Below are 17,208 nucleotides of genomic sequence, written 5' to 3' on the forward strand. Positions count from 1 at the left end.
TATATGTTTCAAGGAATCCCTTGAGCTTTCTTAGATAGCAAATGCTATATTGTGAAGCGGAAGGGGGCATGGATCGGTCTTTCACAGCATTTCGGTGGAAAAGGAGAGAGGGCCTCGCCTCAGGCGGCGAGGGTGTCGTAGAGAAGTTTGAAATTGAGGAGCAGAATGATCGCCGCCACGGCCCAGGAGAGGGTTTTCATGCCGGGCGAGATCGTGAAACGCCCCATCTTACGTCTGTCAGAGACGAACATCACCAGCGGGATGACCGCGAAGGGCAGCTGCAGCGAGAGCACGACCTGGCTGAAGATCAGCAGTTTGCCCACACCATGGTCTCCATAGAGCGCTGTCACGACCACGACCGGCAGAATGGCCAGACCTCGTGTGACAAGACGGCGCGCCCAGTGCGGGATGGTCAGGTGCAGAAACCCTTCCATCACGATCTGCCCGGCCAGCGTGCCGGTGACGGTGGAATTGGTGCCTGCGGCAAGAAGGGCGACAGCAAAAAGGGTCGAGGCCAGGCCCATGCCAAGCACGGGCGAGAGCAGGCGATACGCATCCTCGATCTCGGCCACATCCTGATGGCCTGTCCCATGAAAGGCTGCTGCAGACACGATCAGAATGGCAGCATTGATAAACAGCGCCAGCATGAGCGCGACCGTACTGTCGAGAGTCGCCCAGCGTAGCGCATCCTTGCGCCCCTCATCGTCACGCCTGTAGTCGCGCGTCTGTACGATAGACGAGTGCAGATAAAGGTTATGGGGCATGACCGTTGCGCCGATGATGCCAATGGCAATGTAGAGCATGGCAGGGTTGGTCACCACGCTTGCGCGTGGCAGGAACCCGGCCATCACAGCGGCTACCGGCGGGGCGGCTGCGACAATCTGCACGCCAAAACATACGGCGATGATGCTCAGAAGCGCGATGATGAATGCCTCGAGATAGCGGAAGCCGCGATTCATCAGAAACAGGACGATCAGCGCGTCGAAGGCCGAGATAAGCGCGCCAAAAAGCAGTGGGATATGAAACAGCAATTGCAGCGCAACAGCCGTGCCGATGACTTCAGCCAGATCGCACGCGATGATCGCCAGTTCACAGGTGAACCAGAGCACGAAGGAGATGGCGGGTGGAAAATGGTCGCGACAGGCCTGTGCCAGATCGCGCCCGGTCACGATACCCAGACGGGCTGCCAGCGCCTGAAGCAGAATAGCCATCAGATTCGAGATCATGATGACCGAAAGCAGGGTGTAGCCGAATTGTGCTCCGCCCTGCAGGTCGGTCGCCCAGTTGCCGGGGTCCATATATCCCACGGCCACCATATAGCCCGGCCCCACGAATGACAGGAAACGCCTGAGCCAGCCTGCGCCTTCGGGCGCCACACGCACGGAAGAGAAGACCTCGGGCAGACTATGCCCGTCGGCCCCGAGCGCACGTGTAAACCGCCACGGCGTGCGTTTCACATCGGGCTGGTGGGCGCCGATGGGATCGGTTCCGGTCTGGCTGGAGCAGGTTCCCTGTGCGGGCGGAGGGCAGGACATGGGGCGTTACTCAAACCTAAGGCTTATCAATATGCAATATGCTATATTTAGCAGAAGCATACATTCTGGACTGATAACGTCCTGTTGATCAGGTGGTTGGTTTTGGTGCGCTGTCAATGGCAGGGACGGTGCCGCCATCGGCTCGGCAGGTCTGGCCTTTCCACTGCGAAGACGATAGCGTCAGATGCGAACGATTCGCATAATGGCTTCATGCGGCGCCGCAGCAAGGAGTGTTCTGCCATGTTATGCAACGCCCCTCTTCCTGAAATGTCACTGGCAAGGCTGCGCGGAGTGACGGAAACCATGCTGATCACGCTGGCGGCGCGCGTGCTTGCCCCAGAGCAGGCGACCGATCTCGGGTTTCGCGACCGTACGGCAGAGGCGATCGCGGCGCGGCTGGGTTTTGATCCGGCGCGTTTCGCTGCTGACCGTAAATCGATGCGTGGGACCATTCTGCGGGCCAGATGGTTCGACCGGGTCATCGAGGCCTGGCTCATGCGTTACCCGGCCACACTCTGCCTGAGCTTTGGTTCAGGGCTCGATATGCGCCAGAACCGGCTGAACAACATCGATGCGGCGCTGTGGTATGACATTGAGCTGCCCGAGATCCTGACCCTGCCTGAGCATGTTCGTCCGCCGGGAATGATCGGCACCGGGTTGGTAAGCGATGAACTGGGGGCGGGGTCATGGCTTGATGCCCTGCCGCATAGCCAGGGTCAGCCCATACTGTTTTTTGCCGAGGGTGTGCTGATGTATTTGCCGCCCGAAATCGTATGGCGCCTGTTTGCCCGGCTCAGGGATTTTGCGGCTGCAAGAAAAGCCCCGCTTGGTATCGTGTTCGACTATGTCTCGCCCTTCGTTTCACGGCATGCCCATAGCAATCCCAGTGTGCGTCAGACTGGGGCCCGTTTCGACTGGAGCCTGCGCCAGCTGCATGAGGTATCATCTCGTGTTCCCGGTCTGGTTCTGCGTGAGGACTACGATCTGGCACGTGATATCAGTTGGGGCGCAAGCTGCGTCGCCCGTCTTCATGCGCTGCTCACGCACGGGTCGCTGCTCTGTGGGGCGGCCTTGTTCGAGGCTGGCGCTGATACCGTCTGATCAGTTCGTGTCGGATGGACCAATCAGGGAGCCGAGCCCATTGGCAAGGGCGCGGTCGAAGGCAGCGAGTGTCTCGTCACTCACATAATGTTCGATCCCTTCCGCATCGACGCGCAGTGTCTCTTCACTGATGCCAAGGGCGCGCAGAAAGCTCTCGACGATGCGATGGCGGTTTTTCGCCTCATCGGCCACGCTCTGGCCTTTGCCGGTCAGAAAGACACCGCGATAGGGTCGGCGATGCACATAGCCCTCATTGGAGAGGCGGGTCAGCATCTTGGCGACGGTGGGTTGCGAGACGCCAAGCCGGGTCGCGATATCGACCTGCCTCGCTTCACGCCCTTCGGCCAGGAGATCGGCAATGAGCTCGACATAATCCTCGATCAGCGCATTGCGTCGTGCCGCGCGATTGAGGCGAAACCCTTCAGATTGCGTATCGACGTCAGGAAGCGTGACCTCTGGCATGCCAGTCGGGTCGTCGTGCTGCTCGCCGGGTTTCATGATGCCACCAGTCATGAAGCCCTCATCGCAGATTAGCCCGCCGATCTCAACTGCGCTCATGAAGCGGGGGCGTTGTGCGGTCTGCGTCGCCATGTCATGTCTGTGCCACCCGATCAGGCACCCAGCAGGAAGGACAGGATATGGCCGATCTCGACAGCATCGTTGCCGAAATCGCGCATGACATGCGAGGGATCACCGAGCGTGGCCACGTGGCCGACTATATTCCTCCTCTTGCCTGCGTTGACCCGGGGAAGTTCGGCATTGCCGTGATCGATGCCGGGGGCGGCGCCCATGTGGCGGGCGATGCCGATGAGGCTTTTTCGATCCAGAGCCTGTCGAAAGTATTTGGCCTGACCCTGGCCCTGACACTTGAGGGCAGCGCGCTCTGGAGCCGCGTCCGGCAGGAGCCCTCTGGCAGTGCCTTCAACTCGATCGTGCAACTCGAGAGCGAGCACGGCATTCCCCGCAATCCGTTCATCAATGCGGGGGCCATCGTCATTTCAGATATCCTGGTTTCGCATCTGGGTCGGATGGGCGCCCGTCAGGCACTGCTCGATTTTGCCAGGGCGCAGTCGGGCGCGCCTGAGGGGCTGTATATCGACGAGAACATGGCGCAGCAGGAGCGTGAGACGGGGTTTCGCAACGCGGCTCTTGCCAATTACATGCGCACTTTCGGCAATATCCGAAACCCCATCGACGACACACTCGACCTCTATTTTCATCAATGCGCGCTGACCATGTCATGCCGCCAGCTTGCGGGTATCGGAGGATATCTCATGACGGGCGGGGTGGACCTTCATACCGGTCGCATGGTGACCTCGGTGCCCAATACGCGTACCATCATGGCCCTGATGATGATGTGTGGCCATTATGATGGCTCTGGCGCTTTCGCTATCCGGGTGGGGCTTCCCGGCAAATCGGGGGTAGGTGGCGGTATTCTGGCCATTGCGCCTGGTCTGGCCTCCGTTGCTGTCTGGTCGCCCGGGCTGAATGCTCAGGGCAACTCGCTGCTTGGCACATTGGCCCTTGAGAAACTGGTGCAGAAAACGGGCTGGTCTGTCTTCAACCCGTTTCCGCTCTCGGTTCAGAAAATTACCTGATCAGCCAGAAAGAGAGATCGCATGAGCAAGATCACCCAGTTCTCGACCATTGGTGCGCTGATGGCCGGGCATTTTCGAGGCGAGGCGCCTCTCTCGGCTTTCTGCTCGCATCGGGCTTTTGGCCTAGGCTGCTCGGCCGAGATCAGCGGCGAACTGACCATCCAGGACGGTAAGGTGCATGAGGCGACGGCAGGTGAAGCGCTGCACTGCCTCTCGGCAGAAACGGAAATTCCCTTTGTGCAGGTGACGGAGTTCACCCCTCAGCAGGAGCGGGCAGTTTCGTCTGTCACTCATGAGAATGCACAGGAGCAACTCAGCCGCTTCATTCGCCCCGACAATATCTTTCTGGCTGTCTCGATAAGCGGCAAGTTCGAACATCTCGTGTTGCGTCGCCCGCATCGTGCCGATGACGGCAGTCGCAGCGTCGATCAGGTTGCATCAGCGCAGCAGGTCGATAGGCACGAGGCAATCGAAGGGCGTCTGATAGGCTTCTGGACGCCGGAACTGTTCGGACGCATCTCCGTGCCGGGTTTCCACTTTCATTTTCTCGACGTCAAATCGACGATCAGCGGCCACGTGCTCGAGTTTTCGGCGCAGAATGCCGTTCTGAGTTTCGAAGAGAAAACCACGATCGAGATCGTGAACCCATCCAGCATGTCTTTCAAGGCGCTCGATATCGACGTCGATGCGCTTGATGAGATGATTTATCGGATAGAAAAGTAATTATAATATAATTAATATATATCACTAGAAATTTTTGCAATTACCGCAATCATTTTATAAAATTGTAAATAACAATGATCGTATCAAAAATACCGAGGGCAGTTTTGTGTGTTTTCGTATTCTACGCTGGTTTTTAGATAATCAGCCGCAATTCGACGGGCGGAGTGATAAGGTTGTTTTGCGGCGACGGCTCCGGGTTTTTCCCTTTGCAACAGGTGCCTTGGCCTTTCTATCCAGCCAATCCGCCCACTAGGAAGATCCTCGTGTCAGGACACTCTGTCTGTTGCCGCAACGATATGCATATGCGACTTTCGGTTTGCAGATATAGGGCGCGTTAAGAAAATGAAGCGGATAGTCAAAGCCTTCATCCTCGTTGCGATCATGGGACTTCACCCGGTTCGAGCGCAGCCCTATCATCCCTCATTTCATCCAGAAGCTCTCAATGACTCTCCGGCTGGGCGTCATAATGACGTTCTGGTGCTTGGCAGCCCTCATCTTTCCGGCCTGACCGCGCCATTTTCGGCCAAAGATCTCGACCCCGTAATGGGAAAACTGGCGGCATGGCACCCCGATGTGATCGTGACCGAGAGCAGCTCCGGCTTGCTATGCGAGTGGATGCGTCATCGGGGAGATGGGCTGGCCGCGTCGGTAGAGCGCTATTGCGCTGACCCGAGCCCCGCCGGAAAGGCGGCGGGTCTGACCGTCGTTCAGGCCAATGAAGAGGCCGATCGTCTTCTGGCCGATTGGCCGCAAAAGCCGAGCCCGGCCCAGCGCCGTCGACTGGCGCTGATCTTTCTGGCGGCGGGCGAGCCGAATTCTGCCGTCGTTCAGTGGCTGCGTCTTCCATCGGCAGAACGCCGGAATGCCGATGGATTGACGATTGAATTGGTCGACTGGCTCACTCTCCAGACAACACGCAGGAATGAGAGTATTCTGATCGGGGCGCAACTGGCGGCACGGCTTGGTCTGGAGCGCGTCTGGGGCATGGATGATCAGAATTCTGCCGGGATGGCGCAGGACGAGAAAGCCTATGGTGCCGCCCTGCAGCAGGCATGGAACAACCCGGCCACCAAAGCGCGTCTGACGCAGGACAAAAGACTTGATGCCCAGCTTGGCACAGTTGACGGCTGGCTCACGCTCTACAGAGCCTATAACGCGCCTGGCTACGCAATGGAGGCTTATCGATCTGACTGGGGGGCGGCTCTGAGGGAGCCCTCAAGGCAGGGATATGGGCGTCAATATGTCGGATATTGGGAAACAAGAAATCTGCGCATGGTCGCCAATATCCGCGAGTTGCTTACCCGCGCACCGGGCAGCCGTTTGCTCGTGATCGTCGGGGCGTCGCACAAGGCCTATTGTGAGGCCTATCTCGATCAGATGCGTGATGTTGATCTCGTCGATGCAGAGGCAGTGCTTCACTGAAAGGGGCCTTCTTCAGGTCGGCGCGCCGGGATTTCTGACGATGAGCCCTTGCCTCGTCGTCACGTCGTGACATGATGACGACCTCTCCCGACATCGTGCCTGACAAGGTGACATGAAGCCGCTCGATCTGACTGTTATCCTGATCTATTTCATTGCGCTCTCGTTTCTGATCTGGCGTGTCAGTCGCAGGGCAGGGAGATCGTTCGACGATTTTCTGTCAGGTCATCATGATCTGCCCTGGTGGGCGCTCTGCCTGTCTCTGGTCGCGACGGAAACATCGACGCTGACTTTCATTAGTATTCCCGGGGTCGGATATACACAGGGGCTCGTCTTTCTCGGTATTGCCGCCGGATATTGTGTCGGACGAGGCGCAGTCGCGCTGTGGTTTCTGCCACGCTATCGCGAGGGCGCGCTCACGAGTGCCTATACCCTGCTTGGGCAGCGCTACGGTGCCTCCATGCAGCGTCTGGCCTCGGGGGCGTTTCTGCTCACGCGCTTTCTGGCCGAGAGCATCCGCCTTCTGGCGGGCGCGCTGCCTGTCGTCTGGCTTTTTACACATGCAGGGCTGCCCGTCGGTCGGTGGACGGTTCTGGGCGCCATACTGGCTTTCACACTCCTCTACACCATGCTCGGCGGATTGCGTGCAGTCGTCTGGTCTGATGCGATCCAGCTGGGGCTTTATGGTTTTGGCGCGGTGTTCTGTGTCGTCTTTGTCGGGCACACCGTCACCATGGCGGGCTGGCATGAAGCCTGGCAGGCCGGGCGCCTGCAGGTCTTTCATCCGATGACGGCCACAAACTGGTGGCATGATCCGTTCACCCTTGCTTCTGCCGTTATTGGCGGGGCAGTGCTTTCCGTCGCGTCTCATGGCACCGATCAGCTTATGGTGCAGCGCCTGCTGGCCGCGCGCTCTCTGCTTGAGGCGCGCCTGGCTCTGATAGGCAGCGCAATCGTGGTGGCTCTGCTTTTCGGTCTGCTTTCGGTGCTGGGGGTGCAGCTCTGGATCCGGGAGGCAGGAAAGAACCTTGCAGGGCTGGGGCTCAACTCCCCTGATGCGCTCTTTCCGCATTTCATCGTCAACGCACTTCCGGCGGGGATATCGGGGCTGCTGATTGCAGGTGTGCTGAGTGCGACGATGGGGTCTTTGTCTTCCACCCTCAATGCGATGGCGGGCGCGAGCCTGACCGATTTCGGCCCTGCGCCACAGCGTCTGATCGAGCGCGCCATGCGGGCGCTGGGCTATCAGCCGCGTGCCCTGTCTGCCCCGCGACTCATGACGCTTTTCTGGGGCGTGGTTCTTCTGACAGGGGCTGCCCTGTTCACCATGGGGACCAAATCGGCGGTGATACTTGGCCTGACCATAGCAGGCTGGTCTTACGGGCCGACGCTCGGCGCCTTCCTCTGCGCGCTTTTTCTGCCGGGTCTTGGCGGGCGGGCCGTCAGGACAGGGTTTGTGGTGTCACTTGCTGCCATGGCACTCGTCCTGATCGGCGGGCAGATGGCGGGCGTTTCGATCGCCTTTCCGTGGCTTGTCCCGCTGGGTATCCTGTTTCACCTTGGCGCTGCCGGGCTCGTGAAGGCCTTTGGGCCAAAAAGCCGGGCGAGGCCGTAAAGGAGCATCATGACCAACAACTCGTCTTTTCCCCAGACCGAGGTGCATGATCCGCGCTACGCGACGATCGAACTCTGGCCCACCGCCACCATTCTCGACGCGCTGGCCGAAGCCCAGATGGCGGCAACCGCATTGGTGCGCGCCGCCGTACCCGCGCTGGAGGCGGTGATCGAGGCTGCTCTGCCACGGCTGCGCGAGGGGGGGCGTCTGTTTTATGTGGGGGCTGGCACTGCCGGGCGCGTCGGCATGCAGGATGGTGTGGAGCTGACGCCAACCTATGGCTGGCCCTCAGAGCGTCTGGTGCTGATGCTTGCCGGTGGCAGCAATGCGCAATCCCAGGCGGTCGAGGGGGCTGAAGACGACGAAGACGCGGCCATGGCTGAAATGGCGGCGCATCATGTCGGCCCGCATGACGTGGTGTTTGGCATCGCTGCGAGCGGGAACACGCCCTATAGCTGCGCAGCCCTGAACGCGGCGCGCAAGGCTGGCGCCCTGACCATTGGTATCAGCTGCGTGGCGGAGACGCGCCTTCTGCGTGAGGCAGAGCTAAGCATTCTGCTGCCGACCGGGCCGGAAGCCGTGGCCGGATCGACCCGGCTTAAGGCAGGGACAGCCCAGAAAGCAGCGCTGAACCTGCTTTCGACAACGCTCATGATCCGTCTTGGCCATGTCTATCGCGGGTTGATGGTCGATATGCGTGTCACCAATGCCAAGCTCGGTCGCAGGGCCGTCACGATGGTGCGTAGCCTCGCCGGGGGGAGTGATGCTGAAATCAACGAGGCGCTCAGGCTCAGCAAAGGCAATGTCAAACGCGCCGTTCTCCTGCGTCACGGCATGACACTTGACGAAGCCAACGCCGCCCTGGCCGCCAATGGCAATAACCTTCACGCCATTCTCAAAGCGTGAGGCCTTCATGATGATACGCCCTGCGGAACCGGGATTTCTGCGTGTTATCGGTCTTATGAGCGGGACGTCGCTTGATGGGGTCGATGCGGCGCTTATCGAGACCGATGGTGTAACGGTCGGGCGCCGGGGGGCGTCGCTCAGTCTGGGTTATGACGCTGCCTTGCGTCAGGCGCTCTATGCCCTGTTCGATCGCGCTTCGGAGCTCAGGGGTGATGAGCCTGAGTTGCTTTCGGCCGAGCGCGCCCTGACCGATATCCATGCAGAGGCTGTTCGTCAGGTTCTGGCGATAGAGGGCGAGGCCGATCTTATCGGTTTTCATGGCCAGACCCTGTTTCACGCGCCACAATCGGGTCGTACCTGGCAGATTGGCGACGCGCTGCGCCTTTCGGGTGCAACGGGCCTTCCGGTCATTCATGACTTCCGGAGTGACGATGTGCGGGCCGGAGGGGAAGGGGCTCCTCTGGCCCCCTGGTATCACGCCGCCTGTCTGGCGGGGCAGGTAGGGCCGGTGGCCATTCTCAATATCGGCGGGGTGGCGAACGTCACCTATGTCGGTCGTGACGGGACTATTCTCGCCTGCGATACAGGGCCCGGGAATGCCCTGCTGGATGATTGGGCCTTGCGTCATACAGGGGTCGCCTGCGATCGCGATGGCGTCCTTGCCCGTGCGGGGCAGGTCGATCAGGCACGGCTTACAGCTTTGCTCGCGGCACCGTTCTTTCATCGTCTCCCGCCCAAATCGCTGGACCGTCAGGCCTTCATCGCGGCCCTTGATCTACTGGTACCGCTTTCGGCTGAAGACGGGGCGGCAACGCTTGTGGCCTTTACGGTGCAGGCTGTCGCGACCACCATTCTGCCGGAGGCGCCGCGCGCGTGGTTTGTCTGTGGTGGCGGGCGCCATAATCCGGCGCTGATGCAGGCCCTCGCAGAGACGCTTGCGGGTCGTGTGGCCCCGGTAGAAACGCTGGGATGGAATGGTGACATGGTCGAGGCAGAGTGTTTTGCCTATCTCGCCATGAGGTCGTTACGCGGACTGCCTCTTTCCGCACCGGGTATTACCGGCGCACCCGGTCTGTTTACCGGCGGGCGGTTGAGTGTGGCGGCTATTCGTCCGGCCCTGGGATTCTGGCCATTGCCATTACGCGATGCAGCTCTGTCGTGTGATCCTCATTGATTGATCTGTCCTTTTTGCGCGCTCGATTGACAGTTTCCATGTGCTGATGCGTTGATGAAGCGAAACAAGGAATGGACGATATCATGGGTAAAATTCTGGCAATTCTGGTGGGCGCACTGACCTTATCCGCCTGTAACGGCATCGAGCATGCGGCCTGCAGCAATGATCCGACGGCGAGTTCCTACCCGGTCAACAGCCCCAAGGCCGTGCTGCATACCTGCAATTAAGGCGGTAACACATCCGTGACTTATTCGCAGATGACGGATGGGTCATGTTTGCGTAAGGTTTTTGACAGGTTAAACAGGTTGGTGCAACGGGTCCTTTCCCCATGCTCCTTCTGGCGCGCCATAGCAGCGTCGGAGGGGTGTTCGGAAAAGCCCTTCATCGATCGGGAGAACACCGTCGATGAGCCCTCTGCGCTGGCAGATGATCGCCTTGTGCTTCGTCGCCAATATCATCAATTTCCTCGACCGATCCAATCTCGCCATTGCGGTGCCGCGCATCGAGGCTGAACTTCACCTGTCATCTTTCCAGACTGGCCTTGCCCTGAGTGCCTTTTTCTGGACCTACGCCCTCATGCAGCTTCCGGTCGGCTGGTTGATTGACCGGTTTGGTGTCCGGCGTTGTCTGGCGGGATCGGTGCTGTGGTGGTCCTTCTTCACTGCGGCAACGGCATTTGTCTCAAGCCTGTCGAGCCTGATCGGGGCCCGGCTTCTGCTTGGCATGGGAGAAGCGGGGGCGCTTCCGGGTTTTGCCAAGGTGGCATTCAACTGGTTTCCACGCACCGAAAGAGGGTTTGCAAGCAGCATTTTCGATAGCGGCTCCCGCGTGGGTTCCGCTCTGGCGCTGCCACTCGTGGCGTGGCTCGTCGCCTGTGTCGGATGGCGCCATTCCTTCATCTGGACAGGGGCCTTGGGCTTCATCTGGGTGGCGGTCTGGTTGTATCTCTACCGCGATCCTAAAGATCATCCACGGGTTACGGATGAAGAGCGTGCGCTTCTGAGCCAGGGTCAGAGCGATGGCGCTGATTCTGACGGAGCCGTGCCTGTTTCTCTTCTCTACCTGCTGAAACAGCGCACGATCTGGGGGATGATGATCGGGTTTTTCTGTCTCAACTTCGCTATTTATTTCTTTATTACCTGGTTTCCGACCTTCCTGATCAATGCGCGGCATTTCTCGCTTGCCGATGTGCGTTATTACGGGCTCTTTCCGGCCCTGTTCGCCATCCCTTTCGGCTGGATTGGCGGCGGCGTTTCAGATGCGCTGCTGCGTCATGGCTGGAGCGCGACACGGGCCCGAAAGACCTGCCTCGTGGGGGGAATGCTCGTTTCCTGCGTGATCGCTTTTGCCCCGATCGTTGAAAGCTCGGCGATGGCGCTGGTTCTCATGGGGATCTCCTATGCGGCTTTGGCCTTTACCGCAGCCAATATCTGGACCTTGCCCGGTGAGGTGGCCCCGAGTGCGGCCAATGTCGCGCTTATCGGGGCCTTGCAGAATGGTGCGGCCAATCTCGCCGGTATCGGTATCTCGACCTTCACAGGCCTTCTGCTGATGCTGACGGGAGGCTCTTTCGTGCTGCCTCTGGCCGTGGCAGGCGTGCTCTGTCTCGTCGGAGCTTTCGCCTATCTCGTGATCATGGGCCCCGTCGAGCGTCTTGCCCTGCCGCAAGACACGCGGAAGTGAGACGCTCTTTGCGCAACGTCGATCGTGTTTTCAGGCTTTTATGCCCGTCTCTTCAGCCAGCAGGAATTTCGTCATGACCCAGGCTCTTGTCATCCACGCGCCGCACAACCTTCAGGTCGAGCAGCGTGACGTGCCGGCCCTGCAAGCAGGAGAAGTAAGGGTGCGTGTGGATGCGGGCGGGATCTGCGGCTCGGATCTGCATTATTATCATCACGGTGGTTTCGGCGCCGTCCGCATCAAGCATCCTATGATTCTCGGTCATGAAATCGCGGGGCGCATTGCCGAGAAGGCGCCCGATGTGAGCGATCTCGCCATCGGGGATGTGGTGGCCGTCAATCCGGGCCTCGCCTGTGGTCATTGCAGCCAGTGTCTCGCCGGTCGGGCCAATCACTGCACCGATATGCGTTTCTACGGCAGTGCCATGCGCGACCCTCATATTGACGGGGCTTTCAGGCAGGATCTGGTCTGCAAGGCGCTTCAATGCGTGAAGGCTGTGCATAAGACGCCGGCTGAACTGGCGCTTTCAGAACCATTTGCTGTGGCGCTGCACGCTGTCAGTCGTGCGGGTGCCCTGATGGGCAAACGCATTCTGGTGACTGGCGCCGGGCCCATTGGAACGTTGGCGGCAGTTGCAGCGAGACTTAATGGCGCCAGAGAGGTGATTGTCACGGATATCCTTGCCGAGCCGCTCGCGATCGCTCTCAAGGCAGGCGCCGACCGCGTGATCAATTCGCGCGAATTTCCCGAGGCATTGGTGGGGCTGGGGCGCAGTATCGATGTCCTGATCGAATGCTCGGGGAATGAGCAGGCCCTGCGTGGCGCGCTCGATCTGATGGCGCCTTGTGGCACCATCGTGCAACTGGGGCTGGGCGATGATGTGACCCTGCCGCAAAGCCGGATTGTCACCGGGGAACTGAGCTGGGTCGGTTCGTTCCGCTTCCGCGAGGAGTTCGCCCTGGCCGTCGATCTCATTGACTCTGGAAAGGCCGATCTAGGCGCGCTCGTCACGCAGCGCTTCGCATTGAGCGACGCAGGCAAGGCATTTGACCTCGCTTCAAACCGTCGGGAAGCGATGAAAGTCCTGCTCGAATTCTGAGGCCCTCTCTCCCGTGATCTGAACGAGAGGGGCCCGCCCCGCGTTCCTGCCGGGCGGTCATAGCCGAAATCTGCCTTCGACATCCTGTATCACCACAGGGCACGCAACCCCGGCAAATACCCCCCAGCAGCCCGGCGACATGCGCAGTCGCTCAGGGGAAAGCCACCATGTCCACAGATGCGTGAGAGCGGTCGCTCTGGGTGTCACGCGTTGTCGTCCTGAAGCGGGAGACGGCGCGGGTCAGCGTATCTGCGGTTGAAACCAGATTGCCTACCGCTTCAGCACTTTCTTCTGCGGCTCCGGCATTCTGCATTGTCGTGCGCTCCAGTCCTGACATGGCACTATTCAACTCTGTGATGCTCTGCGACTGTTCCTGTGTGGCTGTGGCAATTGTCGAGACCGCATTATTGATTGCCTCGACCTGCTCCATGACTTTTTGCAGGGCGTCTCCCGTCTCACGCACTTTGGCCGCCCCGGTTTGTACCTGCTGATCCGACTGGCTGATGAGGGCGCCAATCGCTTCGGCAGCCTCGCGCGAGCGCTGGGAAAGGCTCCTGACCTCATTGGCGACAACTGCGAAGCCTTTGCCGACATCTCCCGCACGCGCCGCCTCGACACTGGCATTCAGGGCAAGAAGATTTGTCTGAAACGCGATTTCATTGATGATCGTGATGATGCCGCCAATCTCGCGAGATGAGCCCTCTATGGCTGACATGGCCGCTATCGTGTCGTTTTTGACCTTTTCGGCATGTTTGGCTTCGTGCCATGCGACAGACACCATCTTGTCTGTCCTGAGCGTCTGCTGGGCGGTCTGGCGTATCCGCTCGGTGATCTGCCCCAGGGCAGCGGACATCTCTTCGCCCGCAGCTGCCTGCTGCTCGGTGCGGCTTGAAAGCTGCTCGGCCCCCTGGCGGATGTCATGAGCATTCGTAAGGATATGGTCCGCCTCGGACGATATGTCGTTCATCGTTCGGGAGAGGGTGGCAGCTGTCTGGTTGAAATGCTGCCTGAGCGCCTCAAGTCTTTCAGGAATGTCGTTTTCGCCAATCCTGCGCGTGAGATCGCCATTAGCCAGGGCGCTCAAGGCATCGCCAAGAACCTGCACGGCGGCCTTGTCTTCTTCCGCACGGCGGGTCTGCTCGGCCTGCATGGCGACGCGCGCCTTGTCTATATCGTTCATATAGGTCGAGATCGTCAGATCTATCTCGAGAAGAACAGCCTTGCTGAGACTGACGAGCCGCTCCGTCAGGGCATCCTTGCTATGGGGCGAGAGACGGGTGAGCATGTTGCCGGTCGAGGTGTCGTGGATGATCGCCTTGAAGAGATGCTCCATCACACGGCCATAAGCGCCGATATAGAGGGTGGGCTCAAGGCCGATACGGGCATGAGCAGCACCAATCCGCTCGACATTAGTCACATAGCTCTGATCGAATCTGGCTTCGGCAATGCTGTGCCAATGGGCGATCTGAGCCCGTCTGGCGTGTTCCATATGCGCAGGGTTGGAGAAAAAGCCACCTGCCTCTGGCACCGCGCTGATCTTGCGGTAAAGCCCGTCGAGAGCTGCCGGTATTTCCCGGTCGATCAGATCCGTCATTGAGCGAAGAGCGCGGAGATCCGTCTCCTCCATGCCCATGAAATCCCGTCTGCGATTGAAATCTGTCAGCGTGGTTTCAGTCATGAAAGATCCGGTCCCTTACGTTAATCGCCGTCAGTATGCATGAAAGCCCCTGTATCGACCCGGTAACGTTACACTGTAAAGGCCCAATCCGGATGTAATTATAAAAGGTGAGTCGCCCCCCAAGCCTCTCGGGAGAGGCACTGGCTTAATGCTGACACTGGCGCGCTGCTTCTGAGACGTCTCATTTCAGAACTGGGCATTGATCGTGCCGATGAACTGACGCGGTGAACCGACGAACAGATTGCTGTTATTGTCGCCAGACAGCGAGGCTGCACCATAGACGCCACCGATATAGTTCGTGTCGAACAGATTGGTAATGCCGAAACTGGCCTTGAAATGCTCAGCAAAGCCGATGCGGCCGAAATCATGAGCGATTGTTGCGTTGGCCAGCCAGTAGGGGGGCAATCTGATATCGTTCAGGAAGGTCATCGGGCGCGAGGCGATGTAATTGACGTTGAAATTGAACCGCGTGCCGCGCCAGAGATAGGCCAGATTGGCTTTGTACATATAGGCCGGGTAATAGACCTGACTTTTCCCTTTCAGGCTATAGAGTTTGCCGCCGTAATTGATGCCCGTGCCCTGATAGCGGGCGTCGTTCCAGCTGAAGCTGTTGGTGATCTCAAGCCCCTTGACCGGGCGAATGGCGCCAAGAATATCGACGCCATCCATTGTCTCGCGCCCGACATTCATATAGGCGTTGCGCGTATTATTGGCCGTGCCTTCGGTGATGGAGGCGAGGCGGTTATAGTAATCCGTATGGTAATAATCGATTGTGCCAGTAAAGAATTTCGCGTCGTAGCGATAGCCGACGACATAATTCCAGGTGCGCTCAGGCCGAAGCGTTTTCTTGCTGGCGTCGAAGACCTGTTGGGCCGGTTGCGCGGCATTGCCCAGGCCGCCCCATGCCGTACCTGACGTTGTCTGTGAGTAGTAATCATAGGCCCGCAGATTTTCGGCGATATCCCAATAGACCTCGTGATGATCGAGGAAATGATAATCAAAACTGAAATGTGGCAGGAAGGCCCCTGAAGCTGTCAGTGAGCCACGGGCCGGTCGCCTGTAATAGGCATTCCAGCCTTCATCCTTGAGTTGCTGCGTATAGTCGTTCTTCGTGCCGCCATGGGTGGTCTGGGTGAGGGATTTGAACCCGGCGAGGAGGGTCATCCCCTTGATGATCGTCCAGCGATCCTGAAGGAAAAACTGGAAGGTATTCGTGTTATAGGTGTTTTCGAACCAGGTATGTCCCGTGCCCTTTCTGAGGTCCGACATCATGTTATGGGCGGCTTCGGGCGTGTCCTCATACAGGCGGGCATCATAGACCCAGCGGTTATTCTCGTACCACAAACCGCCCTCGATCAGATTGTGATGAGGGGCCTCATAGGACAGCTTCTGTGTGAAGCCGAGACGGCGCATATCGGCATGGGCACGCTGCAGCGCCATGGGAACGCCACTTACGGTGCCGTCCGCCAGCAATTGAGGCACGCCATAGCTTGGGGAGGTGACGAAATTATTGGTCCCGCCGTAGACACCGCTTGAGATGTTGCCATAGGCGATGGTGTCGGAATGCAGATGTTCCGACAGATCGAAATGCCCGGTGACGGATGAGAGATAGCTGCGCTGTATCTGTGAGCCATCCCAGGCATAATTGCCGATTTCGTCATTCGACAGGATGCCTTCATAGCCTGGCGGTACATCAGAGGTGTATTGCGCGTAATAGGCCCAGAGCTTGGCCTTTTCGTAATCCGGTTTGAGATAGGTCGTGTCGCGGCCCATGCGCTCCCACATGTTTTTGGTGAGGGAGAGGTAATTGGCCTGTGTGAAATTACCGAAGCCGAAAAAGCCTGTCAGCTTGCCATGTCGGCCAACAGGCTGAATCAGCTTGGCGTCAGCCTGCAATTCGCGCTGATAGCCTTCGCCTTTCCAGAGCTTGCTCTCGGTTCTGGCGAAGGACGTGTAGAACTTCGTGCCGCTTGGATTGAGCGTGCCGCTATCAGCCCGCACATAGGTGCGAAACGCATTATAACTGCCAAAGCTTTGCGAGACGCGCCCACCGGCCTTGTCTGACGGGTCTGACGAGACATAGCTCATCGCCGCGCCCAGAAGCTGTGCTGAAAACGTGTCCAGAGAGCCCGCGCCCTGCGAGAGCGTCATTCCCTGCAAATCGTCCTGGATCATCGCCTGGGTGATCGAAACGCCGTTCTGGTTGGTAAAGCCCTGCGTACCAAGCGGCATACCGTCGAGTGAGGCACCGATCTGCGTCTGGGTAAAGCCGCGCACGTAAAAGGTATTGGCTGCCGTATCAAGGCCGAAAGCGTCAGATGAGGTAAAATTGGCTCCCGGCAGGCTTTGCGCCAGAATCTGCATCGGATTCGTGCCAGGGATGAAACGTTCCATGACGGCACGCGTGACAGCAACCTCTGCCCCATGATTACGCAGGCGTTTGCCGCTGACGGAGATCGACTCCTTGCCTTCGATTGCAGGCAGTGGGTGCGCCGGGCGGGGGGCCTTCTTCTTTGGGCGCCCCCGCTCCTTTTCGGAAACTGCCGAGGGAGACGTAGCAGCAAGCGGGGGTGTTGCCGCCAATGAACTCTGGGGACAGATCGGCATGACCACGCCAAGGGTCAGCAGAGAAAGGGACCATCTCCGGTAACGACGCGTCATTGAGATTTCCTGTTTTTAT

The 17,208-nt window shown here is 59.0% G+C and carries 14 protein-coding genes; 10 read left to right on the forward strand and 4 right to left on the reverse strand.

The features are described from left to right. Window positions 1-119: 119 nt before the first annotated feature. Entirely contained in the window at window positions 120-1,535 is a 1,416-nt protein-coding gene (locus IEV53_RS00440; protein WP_188424524.1) for an Nramp family divalent metal transporter, read from the reverse strand. 240 nt (window positions 1,536-1,775) lie between these two features. Between IEV53_RS00440 and IEV53_RS00445 the strand changes: the two genes are divergently transcribed. Continuing rightward, the gene (locus IEV53_RS00445) at window positions 1,776-2,636 is read left to right on the forward strand and encodes a class I SAM-dependent methyltransferase (RefSeq protein ID WP_188424526.1); all 861 of its coding nucleotides are present in this window, start codon (window positions 1,776-1,778) and stop codon (window positions 2,634-2,636) included. On the opposite strand, the gene mntR is transcribed toward IEV53_RS00445, so the two are convergent. Then, on the reverse strand, window positions 2,637-3,098 hold the full coding sequence (gene mntR, locus IEV53_RS00450) for a manganese-binding transcriptional regulator MntR (RefSeq protein WP_188425352.1): 462 nt from the start codon (window positions 3,096-3,098) through the stop codon (window positions 2,637-2,639). A gap of 176 nt (window positions 3,099-3,274) precedes the next feature. Here mntR and IEV53_RS00455 point away from each other — a divergent pair, with 176 nt between their 5' ends. The 9 genes from IEV53_RS00455 (at window position 3,275) to IEV53_RS00495 (ending at window position 12,850) form a co-directional block, all read left to right on the forward strand. After that, entirely contained in the window at window positions 3,275-4,234 is a 960-nt protein-coding gene (locus IEV53_RS00455) for a glutaminase (RefSeq protein ID WP_188424528.1), read from the forward strand. Window positions 4,235-4,255: 21 nt separating this feature from the next. Continuing rightward, window positions 4,256-4,957 (forward strand): acetolactate decarboxylase, encoded by a 702-nt coding sequence (locus IEV53_RS00460; RefSeq protein ID WP_188424530.1) that lies wholly within the window; start codon window positions 4,256-4,258, stop codon window positions 4,955-4,957. Window positions 4,958-5,299: 342 nt separating this feature from the next. Further along, complete coding sequence (locus IEV53_RS00465; protein ID WP_188424532.1) at window positions 5,300-6,379, forward strand: DUF5694 domain-containing protein; 1,080 nt, start codon at window positions 5,300-5,302, stop codon at window positions 6,377-6,379. Window positions 6,380-6,491: 112 nt separating this feature from the next. After that, complete coding sequence (locus IEV53_RS00470) at window positions 6,492-7,991, forward strand: sodium:solute symporter (protein ID WP_188424534.1); 1,500 nt, start codon at window positions 6,492-6,494, stop codon at window positions 7,989-7,991. 9 nt (window positions 7,992-8,000) lie between these two features. Continuing rightward, window positions 8,001-8,897, forward strand: a complete 897-nt coding sequence (locus IEV53_RS00475) for an N-acetylmuramic acid 6-phosphate etherase (RefSeq protein ID WP_188424536.1) — start codon at window positions 8,001-8,003, stop codon at window positions 8,895-8,897. Between the two features lie 7 nt (window positions 8,898-8,904). Next, the gene (locus IEV53_RS00480; protein WP_229719455.1) at window positions 8,905-10,071 is read left to right on the forward strand and encodes an anhydro-N-acetylmuramic acid kinase; all 1,167 of its coding nucleotides are present in this window, start codon (window positions 8,905-8,907) and stop codon (window positions 10,069-10,071) included. A gap of 83 nt (window positions 10,072-10,154) precedes the next feature. Continuing rightward, window positions 10,155-10,298: a hypothetical protein gene (locus IEV53_RS00485; RefSeq protein WP_188424538.1), complete on the forward strand. Its 144-nt coding sequence runs from the start codon at window positions 10,155-10,157 to the stop codon at window positions 10,296-10,298. 178 nt (window positions 10,299-10,476) lie between these two features. After that, window positions 10,477-11,754, forward strand: coding sequence for an MFS transporter (locus IEV53_RS00490; RefSeq protein ID WP_188424540.1), 1,278 nt, complete (start codon window positions 10,477-10,479; stop codon window positions 11,752-11,754). A 73-nt stretch (window positions 11,755-11,827) separates the two neighbouring features. Next, window positions 11,828-12,850 (forward strand): L-idonate 5-dehydrogenase, encoded by a 1,023-nt coding sequence (locus IEV53_RS00495; RefSeq protein ID WP_188424541.1) that lies wholly within the window; start codon window positions 11,828-11,830, stop codon window positions 12,848-12,850. Between the two features lie 151 nt (window positions 12,851-13,001). Here IEV53_RS00495 and IEV53_RS00500 read toward each other — a convergent pair whose 3' ends face one another. Together IEV53_RS00500 and IEV53_RS00505 are read right to left on the reverse strand one after the other, a co-directional pair. After that, complete coding sequence (locus tag IEV53_RS00500; RefSeq protein WP_188424544.1) at window positions 13,002-14,528, reverse strand: globin-coupled sensor protein; 1,527 nt, start codon at window positions 14,526-14,528, stop codon at window positions 13,002-13,004. Between the two features lie 186 nt (window positions 14,529-14,714). Beyond that, window positions 14,715-17,189 carry a TonB-dependent receptor domain-containing protein gene (locus IEV53_RS00505; protein ID WP_188424545.1) on the reverse strand — a complete coding sequence of 825 codons (2,475 nt, stop codon included), beginning with the start codon at window positions 17,187-17,189 and terminating at the stop codon, window positions 14,715-14,717. Window positions 17,190-17,208 lie beyond the last annotated feature (19 nt).

The sequence above is a fragment of the Asaia siamensis genome, assembly GCF_014635085.1.
GTDB lineage: Bacteria > Pseudomonadota > Alphaproteobacteria > Acetobacterales > Acetobacteraceae > Asaia > Asaia siamensis.

Coding starts and splice junctions, on each gene's coding strand:
- IEV53_RS00485 (WP_188424538.1), top strand. CDS start 10,155: ATGGGTAAAATTCTGGCAATTCTGGTGGGCGCACTGACCTTATCCGCC.
- IEV53_RS00505 (WP_188424545.1), bottom strand. CDS start 17,189: ATGACGCGTCGTTACCGGAGATGGTCCCTTTCTCTGCTGACCCTTGGC.
- IEV53_RS00460 (WP_188424530.1), top strand. CDS start 4,256: ATGAGCAAGATCACCCAGTTCTCGACCATTGGTGCGCTGATGGCCGGG.
- IEV53_RS00480 (WP_229719455.1), top strand. CDS start 8,905: ATGATGATACGCCCTGCGGAACCGGGATTTCTGCGTGTTATCGGTCTT.
- IEV53_RS00440 (WP_188424524.1), bottom strand. CDS start 1,535: ATGTCCTGCCCTCCGCCCGCACAGGGAACCTGCTCCAGCCAGACCGGA.
- IEV53_RS00455 (WP_188424528.1), top strand. CDS start 3,275: ATGGCCGATCTCGACAGCATCGTTGCCGAAATCGCGCATGACATGCGA.
- IEV53_RS00500 (WP_188424544.1), bottom strand. CDS start 14,528: ATGACTGAAACCACGCTGACAGATTTCAATCGCAGACGGGATTTCATG.
- IEV53_RS00490 (WP_188424540.1), top strand. CDS start 10,477: ATGAGCCCTCTGCGCTGGCAGATGATCGCCTTGTGCTTCGTCGCCAAT.
- IEV53_RS00470 (WP_188424534.1), top strand. CDS start 6,492: ATGAAGCCGCTCGATCTGACTGTTATCCTGATCTATTTCATTGCGCTC.
- IEV53_RS00465 (WP_188424532.1), top strand. CDS start 5,300: ATGAAGCGGATAGTCAAAGCCTTCATCCTCGTTGCGATCATGGGACTT.
- IEV53_RS00445 (WP_188424526.1), top strand. CDS start 1,776: ATGTTATGCAACGCCCCTCTTCCTGAAATGTCACTGGCAAGGCTGCGC.
- IEV53_RS00475 (WP_188424536.1), top strand. CDS start 8,001: ATGACCAACAACTCGTCTTTTCCCCAGACCGAGGTGCATGATCCGCGC.
- mntR (WP_188425352.1), bottom strand. CDS start 3,098: ATGCCAGAGGTCACGCTTCCTGACGTCGATACGCAATCTGAAGGGTTT.
- IEV53_RS00495 (WP_188424541.1), top strand. CDS start 11,828: ATGACCCAGGCTCTTGTCATCCACGCGCCGCACAACCTTCAGGTCGAG.